The sequence below is a fragment of the Halobacillus litoralis genome (genome assembly GCF_009856445.1).
Lineage (GTDB): Bacteria > Bacillota > Bacilli > Bacillales > Halobacillaceae > Halobacillus > Halobacillus litoralis.
In genome coordinates this window covers 95150-110126 of the sequence record NZ_WMFA01000007.1, presented here as the reverse complement: position 1 = coordinate 110126, position 14977 = coordinate 95150, and the positions used below count along the sequence as shown (strand labels likewise).

The window sequence follows — 14977 nt, the reverse complement described above, 5'->3', positions numbered from 1 at the left end:
GGGACGAGGGGGAATTTTGGTGTTTTGCATTCACTTTTCTAATCGTGCGGAAGCGATCCTATTCTATAACGCGATTGTTTCAGAACAAAAACTTTGGATTTTCAAGGAACATACCGATGGTTTTGATGTGAAGTTGATGAATGCTTCATTGAGTGGAACAGCTTATGTGGAGGCGATCCGTGCCTTTTTGCAATTAATCCGCAAAAGGAAATTGCTTGGGTGGATGGAAGGCGTATTGAAACACCGGTACTATTACGAGGATGAACAAGAAATTCAGCGGATGCTTGAAATTGGACAAGACTTCGAAGATAAGCCACCCGCAGGACTTCAACTTCCACCGATCTACCACTATTTACGCGCTTTCATCCAGGATTATCTGGTCGCCAGAAGTCTTGTGGAGTTTGACGAACTCAGTGCTGCCTGCCTGCAGTCCGTTCATGAATCGCTTATTGAATACACAGGAAAGATCATTGATGAATATAAGCAGGAAGAGTCCTATCAATTGATGGTGGATTCCTGGCGTCACCGTGTCCATCATAAAGACACAGGCGTGCAGTTGCTTCATCTGCTTGATGATGGTCGATTAACCTACTACCATGATGAAGGGAACCCCATCAGTGAATCAGAAACCAAATTGTACATGAAGCAATACCCGGATGAATGTATTGCTCACCTTCCGATTGAATGGCCGGTCACAGCTGCGCTTGCTCATGCACCTGATGAGTTGATCATCTATTCAGATGAAACGGGCCATTCAAACTTAGAGTTATTAATGAATATTTTTGAAGAAAAAGCTTCTTGGAGGCCCAAATCACAATTTCCTTTCAAAATGGGTTGATTTCCTTTTCCTAAATGGATATAATAACGTACATATCTAAACAACGGCTTGGAAAAGGACACGAACATAAAGTGACGCAAGACCAGAGAGAGGGGCCATCGGCTGGAAGCTCCTTGTTGACGGCTTTATTGTTTACCACCTTGGAGCTCTGTCTGTGAACATACGATTAGTAATAGACAGCGTCTGATCCGCGTTAAGGAGAACGAAGCCGCATGGTCTTACTTTGCGGGAATTTGGGTGGAACCACGAGTGATAACGCTCGTCCCTTAGCTTAAATGCTGAGGGACGGGCGTTTTTTATATTTATTTTAGATAAAGGAGTGTTAAACATGTCGAATGCGATTCAAATCAAATTTCCAGACGGTAACATTAAGGAGTTTGAAAGAGGTACGACAGGTGAAGAAATCGCACAATCGATTTCCCCTGGCTTAAAGAAACAAGCCTTGGCCATCAAATTGGATGGCGAACCTTATGATTTGAGAAGGCCGATTGAACAAGACGGAGCTGTTGAAATCTTGACATATAAAAATCCTGAAGGTTTGGAAGTGGTGCGTCACTCTTCCGCTCACTTGATGGCTCAGGCGGTCAAACGACTTTATGGCAACGTGAAACTTGGTGTTGGCCCTGTCATTGAAAACGGATTTTATTATGATATCGACATGGAAGAATCCCTTACTCCAGAGGACCTTCCGAAGATTGAAAAAGAAATGCAGCGCATTGTCGATGAGAATCTAGAGATCGAACGCATCGAGCTTTCTCGTGAAGAAGCGATTGAAAAGTACAAAGAGATCGGCGACGATTTAAAACTTGAGCTCATTGAAGCCATCCCTGAAGGAGAACAAGTGACCATTTATCAGCAGGGAGAATTTTTTGATCTTTGCCGTGGGGTTCATGTTCCGCAGACAAGTAAAATCAAAGTTTTCAAGCTTTTGAGCATTTCTGGTGCCTACTGGCGTGGAGACAGCGATAATCAGATGTTGCAGCGTATTTATGGTACAGCTTTTGAAAAGAAAGCCCATCTCGATGAGTACCTGCAAATGCTTGAAGAAGCAAAAGAAAGAGATCATCGTAAGTTAGGAAAAGAACTCGACATTTTCACAGTCAACCAAAAGGTTGGTCAAGGATTGCCGATGTGGCTTCCAAAAGGAGCGACCATCCGTCGTACAATCGAACGGTATATTGTAGATACAGAGGAACGTCTTGGATATGACCACGTGTACACACCTGTTCTTGGAAGTGTAGATTTGTATAAAACAAGTGGACACTGGGATCACTACCAGGATGATATGTTCCCAACAATGGAAATGGATAACGAAGATCTTGTCCTTCGTCCAATGAATTGCCCGCACCATATGATGATCTACAAAAATCAATTGCACAGTTACCGTAACCTTCCTGTGCGTATCGCCGAGCTCGGTATGATGCACCGTTACGAAATGTCCGGCGCACTAGCAGGATTGCAGCGTGTACGCGCGATGACATTGAATGACGCCCACATCTTCGCTCGCCCGGATCAATTGAAAGATGAATTCAAGCGAGTGGTTCGTCTTGTGCAGGAAGTGTATCGTGACTTTGGTATCAATGATTACTACTTCCGTCTTTCCTACAGAGACCCTGAAGACAAAGAGAAGTATGTCGACAATGACGCGATGTGGGATAAAGCACAGGCAATGTTGAAAGAAACAATGGAAGATATGAAGCTTGAATATGTAGAAGCAGAAGGGGAAGCGGCCTTTTACGGTCCAAAACTCGATGTTCAAGTGAAGACAGCTCTTGGCAAGGATGAAACATTGTCTACGGTTCAGCTTGACTTCCACTTACCAGAGCGCTTCGATCTGACATACGTTGGAGAAGATGGAGAAGATCACCGTCCAGTTGTTATCCACCGTGGAGTCGTGTCTACAATGGAACGCTTTGTTGCCTTCCTTATTGAAGAGTATAAAGGTGTATTCCCGACTTGGCTTGCTCCTGTCCAGGCGAAAATCATCCCTGTCTCCGCAGACGTGCACCTGGATTATGCGAAGAAACTTGAAGATGAGTTACGTGAAGCTGGTGTTCGTGTCGAAGTGGATGAGCGTAATGAGAAGATCGGCTATAAGATCCGTGAAGCTCAAATGCAAAAAATTCCGTTCCAGCTTGTGGTTGGTGACAAAGAAATCGAAGATCATGCGGTCAACGTCCGTCGTTACGGAGAACAAGATTCCGCAACAAAACCACTGGACACATTCAAACAGGAAATTCGCAACGAAATCGATCAAAAGCTTCTACGCAAGTAAAAGAAGAAAACCCGAAAATCTTTCACAAGACTTTCGGGTTTTTATTTCGCTAAATGGCAGGTTTCTTGAAGACTCAGTTTCGAGACTTATGCTGAGTGGATGGGGGCTGCGGGGAATAGCTCGCTTTCCGCGGGTGCGCAGTGAGCCTCCTCGGACTGCGTCCTGTGGGGTCTCACCCTGCACTTTTTTCCCGCAGGAGTCTCGCCATTCCCCTCCGCCCTTTACCTATGTTGATTCTCGAAACCACTTCTAAAAGATCAACTTGAATAATGAAACGAAATGAATCATATAAAATTTTCTACTGCGGGCTGCCAGAACTTAAGGCTTGATATAGAGCGTTTTATGCCTACTTAGGATAGAGGAATAAGAGACACTCACTCTCGGTATAGGGGTTCGTTCCACTTCTCCACAAAAGGGGTGGTTGGGAAGCTGCGAGACTCCTGTGGGAGAAGGAGATAGGCGAGATCCCGCAGGACGCAGTCCGAGGAAGCTCGGCGCTCCCCCACAGGAAAGCGAGTTGCTTCCCAGCCATCCCTAACACTTAACCAGGCAACGAACCCTGGAAACATCTCAAAACTGAGTCTTCAACTAAAGGGAGCTTTAGTTGAAGAAGGTGGATTGTGGTGACTGGCTAAAAAAGCCTTGATTTTTGCGGGTGCATGGCTTATCCTAGTTTAAGTAGTCATGTCGGCGGGGTTTAGTTGTTGACATGCATCATAAGGCATGCTATTATAATTTAGGTAACTGAATGAACGGATCTAGAGACAAGTAGGAGCACCCGCTTCTCACCTGATCGACGCACAGCGCAGTTGGCAGGTCACTTATTCCTTTGATTACTAGGAGTCGTGTGGGTGCAGTATGTGTACCGACACTTTTTTTATTTGCATCAGGAAATCTTGTCGATGACAGATCTCATATAAGTTTTCTAAAATTTGTTGGAGGTGGCTCGATATTAGCAAGGATAACATGAACGTTAATGAAAAAATCCGTGCCCGTGAAGTTCGTCTGATCGACGTGAATGGTGAGCAACTTGGAGTTAAATCACGTAACGAAGCTCTTGATATTGCAGCGAATGCAAATCTTGACCTCGTTATGGTGGCACCAAATGCGAAGCCTCCGGTTTGCCGAGTGATGGACTACGGTAAATATCGTTTCGAGCAGCAGAAGAAAGAAAAAGAAGCTCGTAAGAAACAAACGGTCATCAAAGTCAAGGAAGTTCGTCTCAGCCCTGGGATTGAAGACCATGACTTCAACACGAAGTTACGTAATGCGCGTAAGTTCCTGGAGAAAGGTGACAAAGTGAAAGCATCTGTCCGTTTCCGCGGTCGTGCAATCACTCACAAAGAACTTGGACAAAAAGTACTTGAACGCATGGCGGATGAGTGCAAAGATATTGCCCAAGTAGAGACCAAGCCTAAAATGGAAGGTCGTAGTATGTTCTTAATGCTTGCTCCTCTTAACGAGAAGTAAGTCACTGTATCAAGTAAAAGGAGGAAATTCACATGCCAAAAATGAAAACCCATAAAGGTTCTCAAAAACGCTTCAAAAAGACTGGAACAGGTAAAGTGAAACGTTCCCACGCATTCACAAGCCACTTGTTCGCGAACAAATCTACAAAACAAAAGCGTAAGTTGCGTAAAGATGCACTAGTTTCTGCTGGAGACTACCGCCGCATCAAGCACATGCTTCCAAAAGACTAATATAGAACGACATAAATAGGAGGGATTACCATGCCACGAGTAAAAGGTGGAACAGTGACACGCCAACGTCGTAACCGTGTCCTTAAACTAGCAAAAGGTTATTATGGTTCAAAACATGCACTATTCAAAACTGCAAAACAACAAGTAATGAAATCAGGTCAGTATGCTTACCGTGACCGTCGTCAGAAAAAACGCGACTTCCGTAAGCTATGGATCGCTCGTATCAACGCTGCAGCGCGTTTGAACGACATTTCTTACAGCCGTCTAATGCACGGTTTGAAGCTTGCAGGTGTTGAAGTTAACCGTAAGATGCTAGCTGATCTTGCTGTCAACGATGAGCAAGGTTTCGCAAGCCTAGCAGAGCAAGCTAAATCTGCTCTTAAGTAATAAAATGACAAAGATAAAGAGCCATTTCCGATCGGTAGGAAATGGCTTTTTTTTATACTCGTTTACTTAGGAATTTACATAGTAGTTATACATTCATTGGGATTTTTTTCTGTGAATGGTTTGGAGGAGGGAGAGATTTTATGGATGTTGTTATCCTTGTGGGTATATATGGAATTGTCATCAATCTGGTCCTTTTCATTATGATGGGCGTGGATAAACGTCGTTCTAAAAAAGGATCTTGGCGTATTGAAGAAAAGAAATTATGGGGAATAGCTTTAGCAGGAGGAGTCCTTGGGGGATGGTTTGGAATGAGTGTATTCAGGCATAAGACAAAACACACCTCATTCAAATTTGGTTTCCCAATCTTAAGCCTCTTTTATATCGCTGGAGCAGCCTACCTGGTGTATCAGTTCTATCTCTAACTCTCCTGTCATATTATGTAGACAGGGAGGGGGATGAGATGGGCGAAACAACAAGTACCATTTTTGCATGGTTAGAACATCAAGAAGCCTGGGCACCGCTCTTATTCATTGCTATTCATTTGTTACGACCTTTTTTGTTTTTACCCGTTATGCTTGTTTGTATCACGGGTGGGGTTTTATTTGGTCCTATTGCTGGGAGTGCATATTCGGTGGTGGGAACAATGCTCTCGAGTTTATTATTCTATCGCACCATCCGGCTCGTACCTTCCGGCTTGAAAAAATTGGGGTCGTTAAAAGAAAAATGGTTAAAGAGAAATTCTCATTTGACGGTGAAGCAGGTCGCTGTCTTAAGACTTGTACCCTTTATTCATTTTCATTTACTTTCCTATTGCTTATTGGAAATCAGTGCAGATTTTAAAGAATATGCGAAGTCATCATTATTTGCCAATTTACCTTTGGCCGTGGTTTATACGTCTGTCGGACAATGGATTTCCTTGTTTTCCATTCCCATGATGATTCTCTTTTCTGGAGCTTTAATTGGTGTGTCCTTCTTGATACGGAAAAAATACGAAGTTTTTCTTTGGAAGGATTTTTTCCAGACGACTTCATAAAGGAAAGCCTCACTCGAAAGAGTGGGGCTTCTTTTCATCGTAATTCTTTAAGGGATGAATGATTAAGCGGTTCATCGGGTATTTCCACTCGATGGAAGCATAAGGATAGCGAATCAATATTTCTTTTTCCATAAAGTAAAGGTCTTCTCTGTCCAGTCCTTGTAACTTTTCTGGATTGTGCACACTCACACTAATGTTAATAACTTCAAACGAATCCTCTGTGGTCCCTAAGTATTTCTCCCCTTCAAAAACATGTCCTTTTAAAGTCATCAAAAAGTTTTCTTTTGTATTTTCCTTGTTATCATGAAAGTAAAATTCTTTCTTGTCTCTTGCAAGTTCTAATTTTCTTCTGGGATTGACAATGAATTTATAGGCGGTATAAATAATGAAGGCTATGGCAATCAGTAAAAGCAACCGGAATAATAAGATGATCATTTCTTTCATCTCCCTGTAAACTGTTCTTTTGCTTCCATACGTATGAACGTATCCTTTTGTTTCAAAAAATGATACATTAAATGAGAAATTTTTTAAAGAGAGCTTGGTTGGAAACTGATGTGGCTATTAAAATATATGCTAGACAGGAAATAGACTCGATTTCGGGAAAAAGACGTCTCGTAATAATGTCATGAAGTATAGAGAGCTTATATAAAATCATCACGTTGAGCTGACTAAACAAAAGATGAAGGAGATATTCAGTATGGATTGGAAGAGCTTGTATGACATGCAGCGGAAATTAGATCATTATATAGAAGAACAGCACGAAATTGAAAAGGGACAGATGGTTGATGAAAAAATATTAGCTATGCTTGTTGAGTTAGGAGAGCTTGCTAATGAAACGCGATGCTTTAAATTTTGGAGTACAAAAGGACCTAGTGAGAAAGCTGTCATACTGGAAGAATATGTCGATGGTGTCCACTTCCTTCTTTCTTTAGGTTTGGATTTAGGTTATCGTTATACATCCACTTCCCTTAAGGAATCCGGTTCACAAACAGCAGCTTTTCTTGCTGTCTATTCGTCGATACAACATATGAAAAAAGAAAAAGATGAACAATCCTATGTAAAAGCTTTTTATGATTATTTAGTACTGGGACTGACTCTCGGGATTACGGAGAAAGAATTGATTGAAGCGTACGAAAGGAAAAATGCCATCAACTTCGAGCGTCAAAATGAAGGATATTGATGCAGCAGGAAACTGAATTTTTTGTGAAATCGCTTCAAAAGGTTTATAATATCCATTGGATAGGAAAAGGAGGAATTGTTACATATGGCTAAAAAAGATGAAACATTACAAATGTTGAAAGATCTGACGGACGCTAAAGGCGTTCCTGGTAACGAGCGAGAAGCTCGTGATGTGATGAAGCAATATATCGCTCCCTACGCAGATGAAGTTTTTACAGATAATCTGGGAAGCTTGATCGCGAAAAAGGTAGGAAATAAAAAAGGACCAAGTGTTATGGTAGCTGGTCACCTGGATGAGGTAGGCTTCATGGTTACCCGTATTGATGACAATGGATATATTTATTTCCAAACTGTCGGCGGCTGGTGGAGCCAAGTGATGCTTGCTCAGCGTGTGACCATCATGACTCGTCAAGGAGATTTGACAGGTGTGATTGGATCCAAACCACCTCATATCCTGCCTCCGGAGCAACGTAAAAAAGCAGTAGACATTAAGGATATGTTTATTGATATCGGTGCTTCAAGTAAAGAAGAAGCGATGGAATTCGGTGTGAAACCGGGAGACTCTGTCGTTCCATATTTCGAATTCACCCAAATGAAAAATGAGAAGATGCTTCTTGCAAAAGCCTGGGACAACCGTATTGGATGTGCGATTGCTATTGAAGTATTGAAACAGTTGAAAGGTGAAAAACACCCGAATATCGTTTATGGTGTTGGAACCGTCCAGGAAGAAGTAGGCCTTCGAGGTGCTCGTACGTCTGCCAATGTGATCAACCCGGATATCGCTTTTGGTGTTGACGTTGGAATCGCTGGCGATACACCTGGGGTATCTGATAAAGATGCTTCAAGCAAAATGGGTGAAGGTCCACAAATCATTCTCTATGACGCTTCTATGATTTCACATAAAGGTCTTCGTGATTTCGTTACAGACACCGCGGATGCCCATGCGATTCCGTACCAATTCGATTCTCTTGCAGGAGGCGGAACGGATTCAGGGGCGATTCACTTAAGTCATGATGGAGTTCCTGCGCTATCCATTACGATTGCAACACGCTACATCCACTCTCATGCAGCGATGCTTCATCGTGATGACTTTGAAAATGCGGTACGTTTGATTGTTGAAGTTATTAAAGGTCTTGATGCAGATAAAGTTCAGGAAATAACATTTAATTAAGTTCAATGACTTAAAAAGCCAACCTTATTCAGGTTGGCTTTTTTATTACTGATTTTGCTTCAATCCCTGTTCTAAAGTATCCAGGATTTCTTGTCTTTCTTGTTCATCAGATTCTTTCCATAACATTTCAAAAAAGACACCAAGGCCAGGAAGCATTTTTTCTTCTCCTTTTTGCAAGGCATCATCGATGGTCGCTTCCAATTGTTCGGCATTATGTCCGCTGACGTTAGAAAGAATGGCTGCTCTTAAATTCAAATTCATTGTTCATTCAACCTCCTTTTGTACAGAACTTCGAGAATATTCTTCTTTAGTTTGACCAACCATGGTCCTGCTATGTATGATGAATGAGAAATAAACACGCAAATGAGGGACTACTATGTTGACTTCCTTACAAAATACAAAGGTGAAGGAATGGAAAAAACTACATAAACGTAAATATAGAAATCAAACAGGCACTTTTATCGTAGAAGGGTTTCATCTCGTGGAAGAGGTGCTTAAAAGCAATTGGGAGATCGTTGAAATGATTGTGCGTGAAGGAACGGACTTTACAATCCCTGAAGATATTCCTACGGTAATGGTCAATCATTCCGTGTTTCGGACAATAGCAGAAACGGAATCTCCTCAAGGTATTGCGGCAATTGTCAAACAGAAGGAGACATCTGTAAATCAAGCGGCCTTAACCTTAATGCTGGACTCCGTTCAGGACCCTGGGAATGTAGGTACACTGATCCGGACCGCGGATGCAGCAGGATTTGACCAGGTTATTTTAGGTTCAGGTACAGTAGATGCTTATAATGATAAAGTCATTCGGGCTACCCAAGGGTCGATCTTCCATATTCCTGTCATCACGGGAGAGCTTGAGGACTTTGTTGAATCACTGAAAGAAGAAGGCGTACAGATTTGGGCTTCTGCTCTGAAAGATGCTGCCCCTTTTCAAGAACTACAGGCCCCTTCTAAAGCTGCTCTTATTGTAGGGAATGAGGGACAGGGTATTCAGGAGAACCTTTTGAATCAAGCGGATCAACGGGTCTATATCCCGATTTATGGACAGGCAGAGTCCTTGAATGTAGGAATTGCAGGTGCTGTTCTAATGTATCATTTAAAGGGATGAGGTTGCATACACAGCCTTCTTTGACTATAATATATTCAGTTGATAAAAATTAAACAATCAAAAGCTTAGAAAGAGCAAAGTAGATGAATGTGAATCGTTTTAGGGAGGAAGCACCTTGGACTGGAAGTGCTTCTAACGTGGCATGTATCGAAATTTCACTCTGGAGCTGGCCATTAGGCCCGGATAATATCCGTTATTCTCATCAAAGTGGGCACATGTCAATGTGTCAACAAGGGTGGTACCGCGAAACGACCATACAAGTCTCGTCCCTTTTCAGGGATGAGGCTTTTTTTATTTTTCAGCCGTTTTTCAACCCGAAAAGTTCTGAAACGTAAATGGAAAATGAGTCGAAACGATTTTAAAGGAGGAATAAGCATGAAGGAACGTTTAGAAGAGCTGCAACAGGAAGCCCTTGCGAAAGTCGAACAGGCGAATTCTGTTCAAGGCTTGAAGGATGTAAGAGTCGAGTACTTAGGAAAAAAGGGCCCGATTACGGAAGTTCTGAGAGGGATGGGCAAATTGTCCAAGGAAGAGCGTCCGGTCATTGGACAATTAGCTAATGATGTGCGGGAAAATATTGCCCAAGCGATTGAGAAGAAGCAAACCTCACTTGAGGATGAAGCCTTAGAAAAGCAGCTGGAAGAAGAAAGCATTGATGTCACTCTTCCTGCCCGCCCTGTAAAAATTGGAGGCCCTCATTTATTGACGAGTATCGTAGAAGAAATCGAAGATCTCTTCATTGGGATGGGCTTTGAAATTAAAGAAGGTCCTGAAGTGGAAACGGATTATTACAACTTTGAAGCACTGAATTTACCGAAAGGCCACCCGGCGCGGGATATGCAGGATTCGTTCTACGTTACGGAAGAGCTTTTGATGCGTACCCATACTTCCCCCGTACAAGCAAGGACTATGGGAGCTAAAAATGGCAGTGAACCCGTTAAGATGATTTGTCCGGGTAAGGTATATCGACGCGACACAGATGATGCGACCCACTCTCATCAGTTCACTCAAATTGAAGGATTATTAGTTGATAAGAACGTGCGAATGAGTGATTTGAAAGGCGTCTTGAATGCATTCGCAAAGCAAATGTTCGGAGCGGACCGTGAAATACGTTTGCGTCCAAGCTTCTTCCCCTTTACAGAACCATCCGTTGAAATGGATATATCCTGTAAAGTATGTGGAGGAAAAGGCTGTTCGGTATGTAAAGGAACGGGTTGGATCGAAATTCTTGGAGGTGGAATGGTTCATCCTAACGTCCTTGAGATGGCGGGATATGACCCGAAAGAATACTCCGGATTTGCATTCGGTATGGGACCAGAGCGAATCGCGATGTTGAAGTATGGAGTAGATGATATCCGTCACTTCTACACCAATGATATTCGATTCTTAGAACAGTATCACAAGGCTTAAAGGAGGAATGAAACCATGCTTGTATCATTGAATTGGTTGCAAGAATATATTGATGTCAGTCGTTATTCGCCAGAAGAGCTGGCAGAAATCATTACGAAGACCGGAATTGAAGTGGAAAGTGTAGAACCTGTAGCAGAAGAGGTCACAGGCGTTGTCGTTGGGTACGTCCAATCTTGCGAACAGCATCCGAACGCCGATAAATTGAACCTCTGTCAGGTGGACGTTGGTGGAGAAACGCTCCAGATCGTCTGTGGAGCACCGAACGTTGCAGAAGGTCAAAAAGTTCCTGTCGCTACACCTGGGGCGGTCCTTCCTGGGAACTTCAAAATAAAAAAAACCAAACTGCGTGGAGAAGAATCGAACGGTATGATTTGTTCTCTTCAAGAGCTTGGTGTTGATGAAAAAGAGGTCCCGAAAGAATTCGCTGATGGTATTTTTGTATTTCCTGAAGACGTGGAAGTCGGGGCAAATGCCATATCCTTGTTGAACCTTGATGATTTGATCATTGAGCTTGGATTGACACCAAACCGTTCGGATGCTCTAAGCATGGCTGGCGTAGCTTATGAAGTTGCAGCGGCGATTGATGGCGCGTATGAATTGGCTGATGAAAATGTCCAAACTTCTGATGAGAAAACAGAAGATCACGTTTCTGTAGTCGTGGAAGATTCGGAAGCGAACCCTTATTATGGAGCTTTCATAATTAAGGATATTCAAGTCGGACCATCTCCACTATGGATGCGAAACCGTTTGACTGCAGCAGGCATCCGTCCAATTAATAATGTCGTGGATATTACAAACTATGTACTTATGGAATATGGACAGCCGCTTCATGCTTTCGATTTTGACCGTTTTGGTTCAAATACCATTGTTACACGTCGTGCAAAAGATGGAGAGAAAATGACGACCCTTGATGACCAAGAGCGTACGCTGAAAAGCGATCATCTCGTCATTACGAATGGGGAAAAAGCTCATGCCATTGCTGGTGTTATGGGTGGGGCTGAGTCTGAAGTGCAAGATGATACGACGACGATCATTTTAGAAGCAGCATTTTTCCATCCATCTGTTGTACGTGAAGCTTCCAAAGATCATGGGCTTCGCAGTGAGTCAAGCACACGTTTTGAAAAAGGTGTCGATCCAAACCGCGTAGAACGGGCCGGCCTTAGAGCCTGCGAACTTCTTGCAGAGTATGCAGGAGGGACGGTTTTAGATGGAGTTGTGGCCCATGACGAACTCGATCGATCTGAAAAGCAAGTTACAGTAAACACAAACACCATTAACGAACGACTTGGTACTGAAATTAACAATGAAGATATCGCCGACATTTTCCGTCGTCTTCAATTCAACTATGATCAAAACGGGGATGAGTTCCATGTGTCTGTTCCGACACGTCGTGGGGACATTACCATCTTTGAGGATATGCTTGAAGAAGTGGCGCGCATTTATGGGTACGATAATCTTCCTTATACTCTTCCACAAGGAGCATCACAAGCAGGAGGCCTGACACTTGAGCAACTGTTGAAACGTAAAGTGAAAGCCTACTTTGAAGGTGCAGGACTTCATGAAACCATCACTTATTCTCTTACTCATAAGGATAAAGCTCAAATGCTTGTTAGTCCTGAAGTGAAGGAAAGATCCGTAAGCCCTGTCGCTTTAGCTATGCCAATGAGTGAAGATCATGGCACACTTCGGTTAAGCATGGTACCTGAGTTGTTGGAATCCCTATCCTATAATGTGGCACGTAAACAGGAAAACCTTGCTTTCTATGAAGTGGGTACTGTGTTTATCAGTGAAGAAGAAAAAGTAACGAAACAGCCGGAAGAGATGCTGCGTGCATCAGGTGCATTGACAGGGGAGTGGCTCTCACACCCATGGCAGCAGGAGAAAAAATCGGTCGACTTTTTCGTTGCAAAAGGTATATTGGAAGGGCTGAGCGAACAGCTGGATCTTCCTTTCACTTATGAAAAAACGAAGTTGGATCATATGCATCCAGGACGTACGGCGACGGTGTGGGTCAATGGAAAAGTCATCGGTTTCGTCGGGCAGGTACATCCGAAGCTTCAAAAGCAGCTTGGACTGAAAGAAACCTATGTCTTTGATGTAAACTTGGAAGTTCTCATTGAGGATTATAAGAAAGAAGAGAAATTCCAGACCATCCCTCGTCACCCTTCCGTTTCTCGTGACATTGCACTTGTCGTAGATGAGCATGTAACTGCAGGATCGATTGAGGCGACGATTGGTGAGGCAGGAAGTCCGCTAGTGAAGGATGTTCAAGTATTCGACCTTTATCAGGGGGAACATTTGGATGATGGGAAGAAATCCCTCGCTTTCCGTCTGCTTTATTTAGACCCCCTTCGTACTTTGAAGGATCAAGAAGTGGAAGAGACGCACAACGCGATCCTGGAAGCGGTGAAAAGTCAGCATCAGGCTGAACTTCGTGGATAAATCAAATGATAAACAAAAAGCTCAGAGTTTTTCTTAACTCTGAGCTTTTTTGTATTAGCAGCATTATTTAACGAATTTTTTCGCTTTTTCCGTAGTGGCAAAGTGTACTTTGGCTAATTCCTCCAGTTTTTCTTCGCCGTAGGCTTCAATGATAGCTGCAGCAGCACGATCAACTTTTCCTGAAGCCCCTTTAGGTATCGGAAGGCCTGTATCGAATTCCATCTGATTCATCGCCTTTACAAAAGCTGATCTTGCAATGATGGAAGCTGTTGCGACAGCGATCGAATAACTTTCTGCTTTTGTCATAAAGTAAACATGTTCTTGAAGCTGCTGATTCTCACTTCTCAGGTGTTTTTCGTAAACATGTGGTTCTGAAAACTGGTCGATTAAGATGCCATCTGGTTTTTCAGGAGCAATCTTCTCAAGGAGACGATTCAAGGCTTGATGGTGGAGCATAGTTTTCATTTTCCCCTGGCTCCACCCTTTTCGCTGCCACTGGTTATATTTTTTATTCGGCAGTCTGAGCAGACTATATGGGATTTTCATAGCGACTATGTCTTTCGCCAGGTTGGTAATTTGTGCATCCGAAAGATTTTTTGAATCTTTTACACCGATTGCCTTCAATTGAGAGATTTGTTCTTTTGTGACAAAAGCAGCTGCGACGGTGATGGGGCCGAAATAGTCCCCTGTCCCTGCTTCATCGGATCCAATATGGGAGCTTACGAAAAGCTGGTCATCAGGATGAAAGGCATGACGGTTGTTCTTACGTGTCTTTCCATCTCCTGAGGTTGTAGAAGGAACGGTTCCCCATTTTTCAGCTTCTGTCTCTGGTTTCTGACCTTGAAAGAGCACTTTGCCTGATTTGTAGGCTGTAATGGTGCAGTTGGGTGTTTTAGCTGCGAATATCGCTGCCGGCGGACTGTTTTTCAGACTTGAGGTGTAATATTTCTTCATGTTCTCTAGTGTTGACGCAGGTAATTTCAATACAACTTGGGGCATAATGGATTCCTTTCTGTCTAAAATGATAGGATTAGTATAGCAAAATGGATGACAAAAGAGAACATTTGCGAAAAACATCCATATTGGTTTCCTATTTGTCAAGCTTCGTGTTAATATAAAGTTTAGGATTGAGAGAAACTAGGGGGTATGAATGTGTCGCAGTCAGACCAAGAGAAAAAAAGAATTACAGTGGAGATCAACAAACGATCTTACACTATAGTTGGTCATGAAGAGCCCCATCATATCCGTATGGTATCCAGTCTGGTGGATCAAAAAATGCGAGAGATCCATGAAGCGAATCCTAGTCTGGATACGGCAAAGCTCGCCGTTTTGACCGCTGTGAATACGATGAATGAATATATGAAATTAAAGGAAGAATGTACAGAACTTATGAATTATATTGAAAAGAAAGAGAAAGAGGATAGAGGGTAA

The 14977-nt window shown here is 42.9% G+C and carries 16 protein-coding genes and 2 other annotated features; of the genes, 13 read left to right on the top strand and 3 right to left on the bottom strand.

Features of this window, described 5'->3' with window-relative positions:
* Nucleotides 1–19 precede the first annotated feature (19 nt).
* The 7 genes from ytxC (at nucleotide 20) to GLW00_RS15550 (ending at nucleotide 6233) form a co-directional block, all read left to right on the top strand.
* Nucleotides 20–838 carry a sporulation protein YtxC gene (ytxC, locus tag GLW00_RS15580; RefSeq protein WP_160915573.1) on the top strand — a complete coding sequence of 273 codons (819 nt, stop codon included), beginning with the start codon at nucleotides 20–22 and terminating at the stop codon, nucleotides 836–838.
* Between the two features lie 328 nt (nucleotides 839–1166).
* The gene (gene thrS, locus GLW00_RS15575; RefSeq protein ID WP_160915571.1) at nucleotides 1167–3113 is read left to right on the top strand and encodes a threonine--tRNA ligase; all 1947 of its coding nucleotides are present in this window, start codon (nucleotides 1167–1169) and stop codon (nucleotides 3111–3113) included.
* Nucleotides 3114–3873: 760 nt separating this feature from the next.
* Nucleotides 3874–3997: a sequence feature (ribosomal protein L20 leader region), on the top strand.
* Between the two features lie 82 nt (nucleotides 3998–4079).
* Nucleotides 4080–4583: a translation initiation factor IF-3 gene (gene infC, locus GLW00_RS15570; protein ID WP_160915569.1), complete on the top strand. Its 504-nt coding sequence runs from the start codon at nucleotides 4080–4082 to the stop codon at nucleotides 4581–4583.
* 32 nt (nucleotides 4584–4615) lie between these two features.
* Nucleotides 4616–4813 (top strand): 50S ribosomal protein L35, encoded by a 198-nt coding sequence (gene rpmI / locus GLW00_RS15565; protein WP_035509568.1) that lies wholly within the window; start codon nucleotides 4616–4618, stop codon nucleotides 4811–4813.
* A 30-nt stretch (nucleotides 4814–4843) separates the two neighbouring features.
* Complete coding sequence (gene rplT / locus GLW00_RS15560; protein ID WP_089650567.1) at nucleotides 4844–5200, top strand: 50S ribosomal protein L20; 357 nt, start codon at nucleotides 4844–4846, stop codon at nucleotides 5198–5200.
* A gap of 140 nt (nucleotides 5201–5340) precedes the next feature.
* Nucleotides 5341–5622 carry a DUF1294 domain-containing protein gene (locus GLW00_RS15555; protein ID WP_160915567.1) on the top strand — a complete coding sequence of 94 codons (282 nt, stop codon included), beginning with the start codon at nucleotides 5341–5343 and terminating at the stop codon, nucleotides 5620–5622.
* 38 nt (nucleotides 5623–5660) lie between these two features.
* Nucleotides 5661–6233, top strand: coding sequence for a TVP38/TMEM64 family protein (locus tag GLW00_RS15550; RefSeq protein ID WP_160915565.1), 573 nt, complete (start codon nucleotides 5661–5663; stop codon nucleotides 6231–6233).
* 9 nt (nucleotides 6234–6242) lie between these two features.
* Here the strand turns inward: GLW00_RS15550 and GLW00_RS15545 are convergent, their stop codons facing one another.
* Nucleotides 6243–6668, bottom strand: a complete 426-nt coding sequence (locus GLW00_RS15545; protein ID WP_160915563.1) for a sigma-w pathway protein ysdB — start codon at nucleotides 6666–6668, stop codon at nucleotides 6243–6245.
* A 262-nt stretch (nucleotides 6669–6930) separates the two neighbouring features.
* Between GLW00_RS15545 and GLW00_RS15540 the strand changes: the two genes are divergently transcribed.
* Entirely contained in the window at nucleotides 6931–7413 is a 483-nt protein-coding gene (locus tag GLW00_RS15540; protein ID WP_160915561.1) for a dUTP diphosphatase, read from the top strand.
* Nucleotides 7414–7497: 84 nt separating this feature from the next.
* Entirely contained in the window at nucleotides 7498–8583 is a 1086-nt protein-coding gene (locus tag GLW00_RS15535; RefSeq protein WP_160915559.1) for a M42 family metallopeptidase, read from the top strand.
* A gap of 45 nt (nucleotides 8584–8628) precedes the next feature.
* On the opposite strand, the gene sspI is transcribed toward GLW00_RS15535, so the two are convergent.
* The gene (gene sspI, locus GLW00_RS15530) at nucleotides 8629–8844 is read right to left on the bottom strand and encodes a small acid-soluble spore protein SspI (RefSeq protein WP_035509556.1); all 216 of its coding nucleotides are present in this window, start codon (nucleotides 8842–8844) and stop codon (nucleotides 8629–8631) included.
* A 115-nt stretch (nucleotides 8845–8959) separates the two neighbouring features.
* Here sspI and GLW00_RS15525 point away from each other — a divergent pair, with 115 nt between their 5' ends.
* The 3 genes from GLW00_RS15525 to pheT all read left to right on the top strand — a co-directional run bounded on the left by GLW00_RS15525 (nucleotide 8960) and on the right by pheT (nucleotide 13546).
* Complete coding sequence (locus tag GLW00_RS15525; protein ID WP_160915557.1) at nucleotides 8960–9694, top strand: TrmH family RNA methyltransferase; 735 nt, start codon at nucleotides 8960–8962, stop codon at nucleotides 9692–9694.
* A 57-nt stretch (nucleotides 9695–9751) separates the two neighbouring features.
* Nucleotides 9752–9968 (top strand) — a binding site (T-box leader).
* Between the two features lie 101 nt (nucleotides 9969–10069).
* Complete coding sequence (gene pheS / locus GLW00_RS15520; protein WP_160915555.1) at nucleotides 10070–11104, top strand: phenylalanine--tRNA ligase subunit alpha; 1035 nt, start codon at nucleotides 10070–10072, stop codon at nucleotides 11102–11104.
* 15 nt (nucleotides 11105–11119) lie between these two features.
* Complete coding sequence (pheT, locus tag GLW00_RS15515) at nucleotides 11120–13546, top strand: phenylalanine--tRNA ligase subunit beta (protein ID WP_160915553.1); 2427 nt, start codon at nucleotides 11120–11122, stop codon at nucleotides 13544–13546.
* 63 nt (nucleotides 13547–13609) lie between these two features.
* Here pheT and rnhC read toward each other — a convergent pair whose 3' ends face one another.
* Nucleotides 13610–14545 (bottom strand): ribonuclease HIII, encoded by a 936-nt coding sequence (gene rnhC / locus GLW00_RS15510; protein ID WP_160915551.1) that lies wholly within the window; start codon nucleotides 14543–14545, stop codon nucleotides 13610–13612.
* Nucleotides 14546–14692: 147 nt separating this feature from the next.
* Here rnhC and zapA point away from each other — a divergent pair, with 147 nt between their 5' ends.
* Entirely contained in the window at nucleotides 14693–14977 is a 285-nt protein-coding gene (gene zapA, locus GLW00_RS15505) for a cell division protein ZapA (RefSeq protein WP_089650576.1), read from the top strand.

Coding starts and splice junctions, on each gene's coding strand:
- thrS (WP_160915571.1), top strand. CDS start 1,167: ATGTCGAATGCGATTCAAATCAAATTTCCAGACGGTAACATTAAGGAG.
- infC (WP_160915569.1), top strand. CDS start 4,080: ATGAACGTTAATGAAAAAATCCGTGCCCGTGAAGTTCGTCTGATCGAC.
- rpmI (WP_035509568.1), top strand. CDS start 4,616: ATGCCAAAAATGAAAACCCATAAAGGTTCTCAAAAACGCTTCAAAAAG.
- rplT (WP_089650567.1), top strand. CDS start 4,844: ATGCCACGAGTAAAAGGTGGAACAGTGACACGCCAACGTCGTAACCGT.
- GLW00_RS15555 (WP_160915567.1), top strand. CDS start 5,341: ATGGATGTTGTTATCCTTGTGGGTATATATGGAATTGTCATCAATCTG.
- GLW00_RS15550 (WP_160915565.1), top strand. CDS start 5,661: ATGGGCGAAACAACAAGTACCATTTTTGCATGGTTAGAACATCAAGAA.
- GLW00_RS15545 (WP_160915563.1), bottom strand. CDS start 6,668: ATGATCATCTTATTATTCCGGTTGCTTTTACTGATTGCCATAGCCTTC.
- GLW00_RS15540 (WP_160915561.1), top strand. CDS start 6,931: ATGGATTGGAAGAGCTTGTATGACATGCAGCGGAAATTAGATCATTAT.
- GLW00_RS15535 (WP_160915559.1), top strand. CDS start 7,498: ATGGCTAAAAAAGATGAAACATTACAAATGTTGAAAGATCTGACGGAC.
- sspI (WP_035509556.1), bottom strand. CDS start 8,844: ATGAATTTGAATTTAAGAGCAGCCATTCTTTCTAACGTCAGCGGACAT.
- GLW00_RS15525 (WP_160915557.1), top strand. CDS start 8,960: ATGTTGACTTCCTTACAAAATACAAAGGTGAAGGAATGGAAAAAACTA.
- pheS (WP_160915555.1), top strand. CDS start 10,070: ATGAAGGAACGTTTAGAAGAGCTGCAACAGGAAGCCCTTGCGAAAGTC.
- pheT (WP_160915553.1), top strand. CDS start 11,120: ATGCTTGTATCATTGAATTGGTTGCAAGAATATATTGATGTCAGTCGT.
- rnhC (WP_160915551.1), bottom strand. CDS start 14,545: ATGCCCCAAGTTGTATTGAAATTACCTGCGTCAACACTAGAGAACATG.
- zapA (WP_089650576.1), top strand. CDS start 14,693: ATGAATGTGTCGCAGTCAGACCAAGAGAAAAAAAGAATTACAGTGGAG.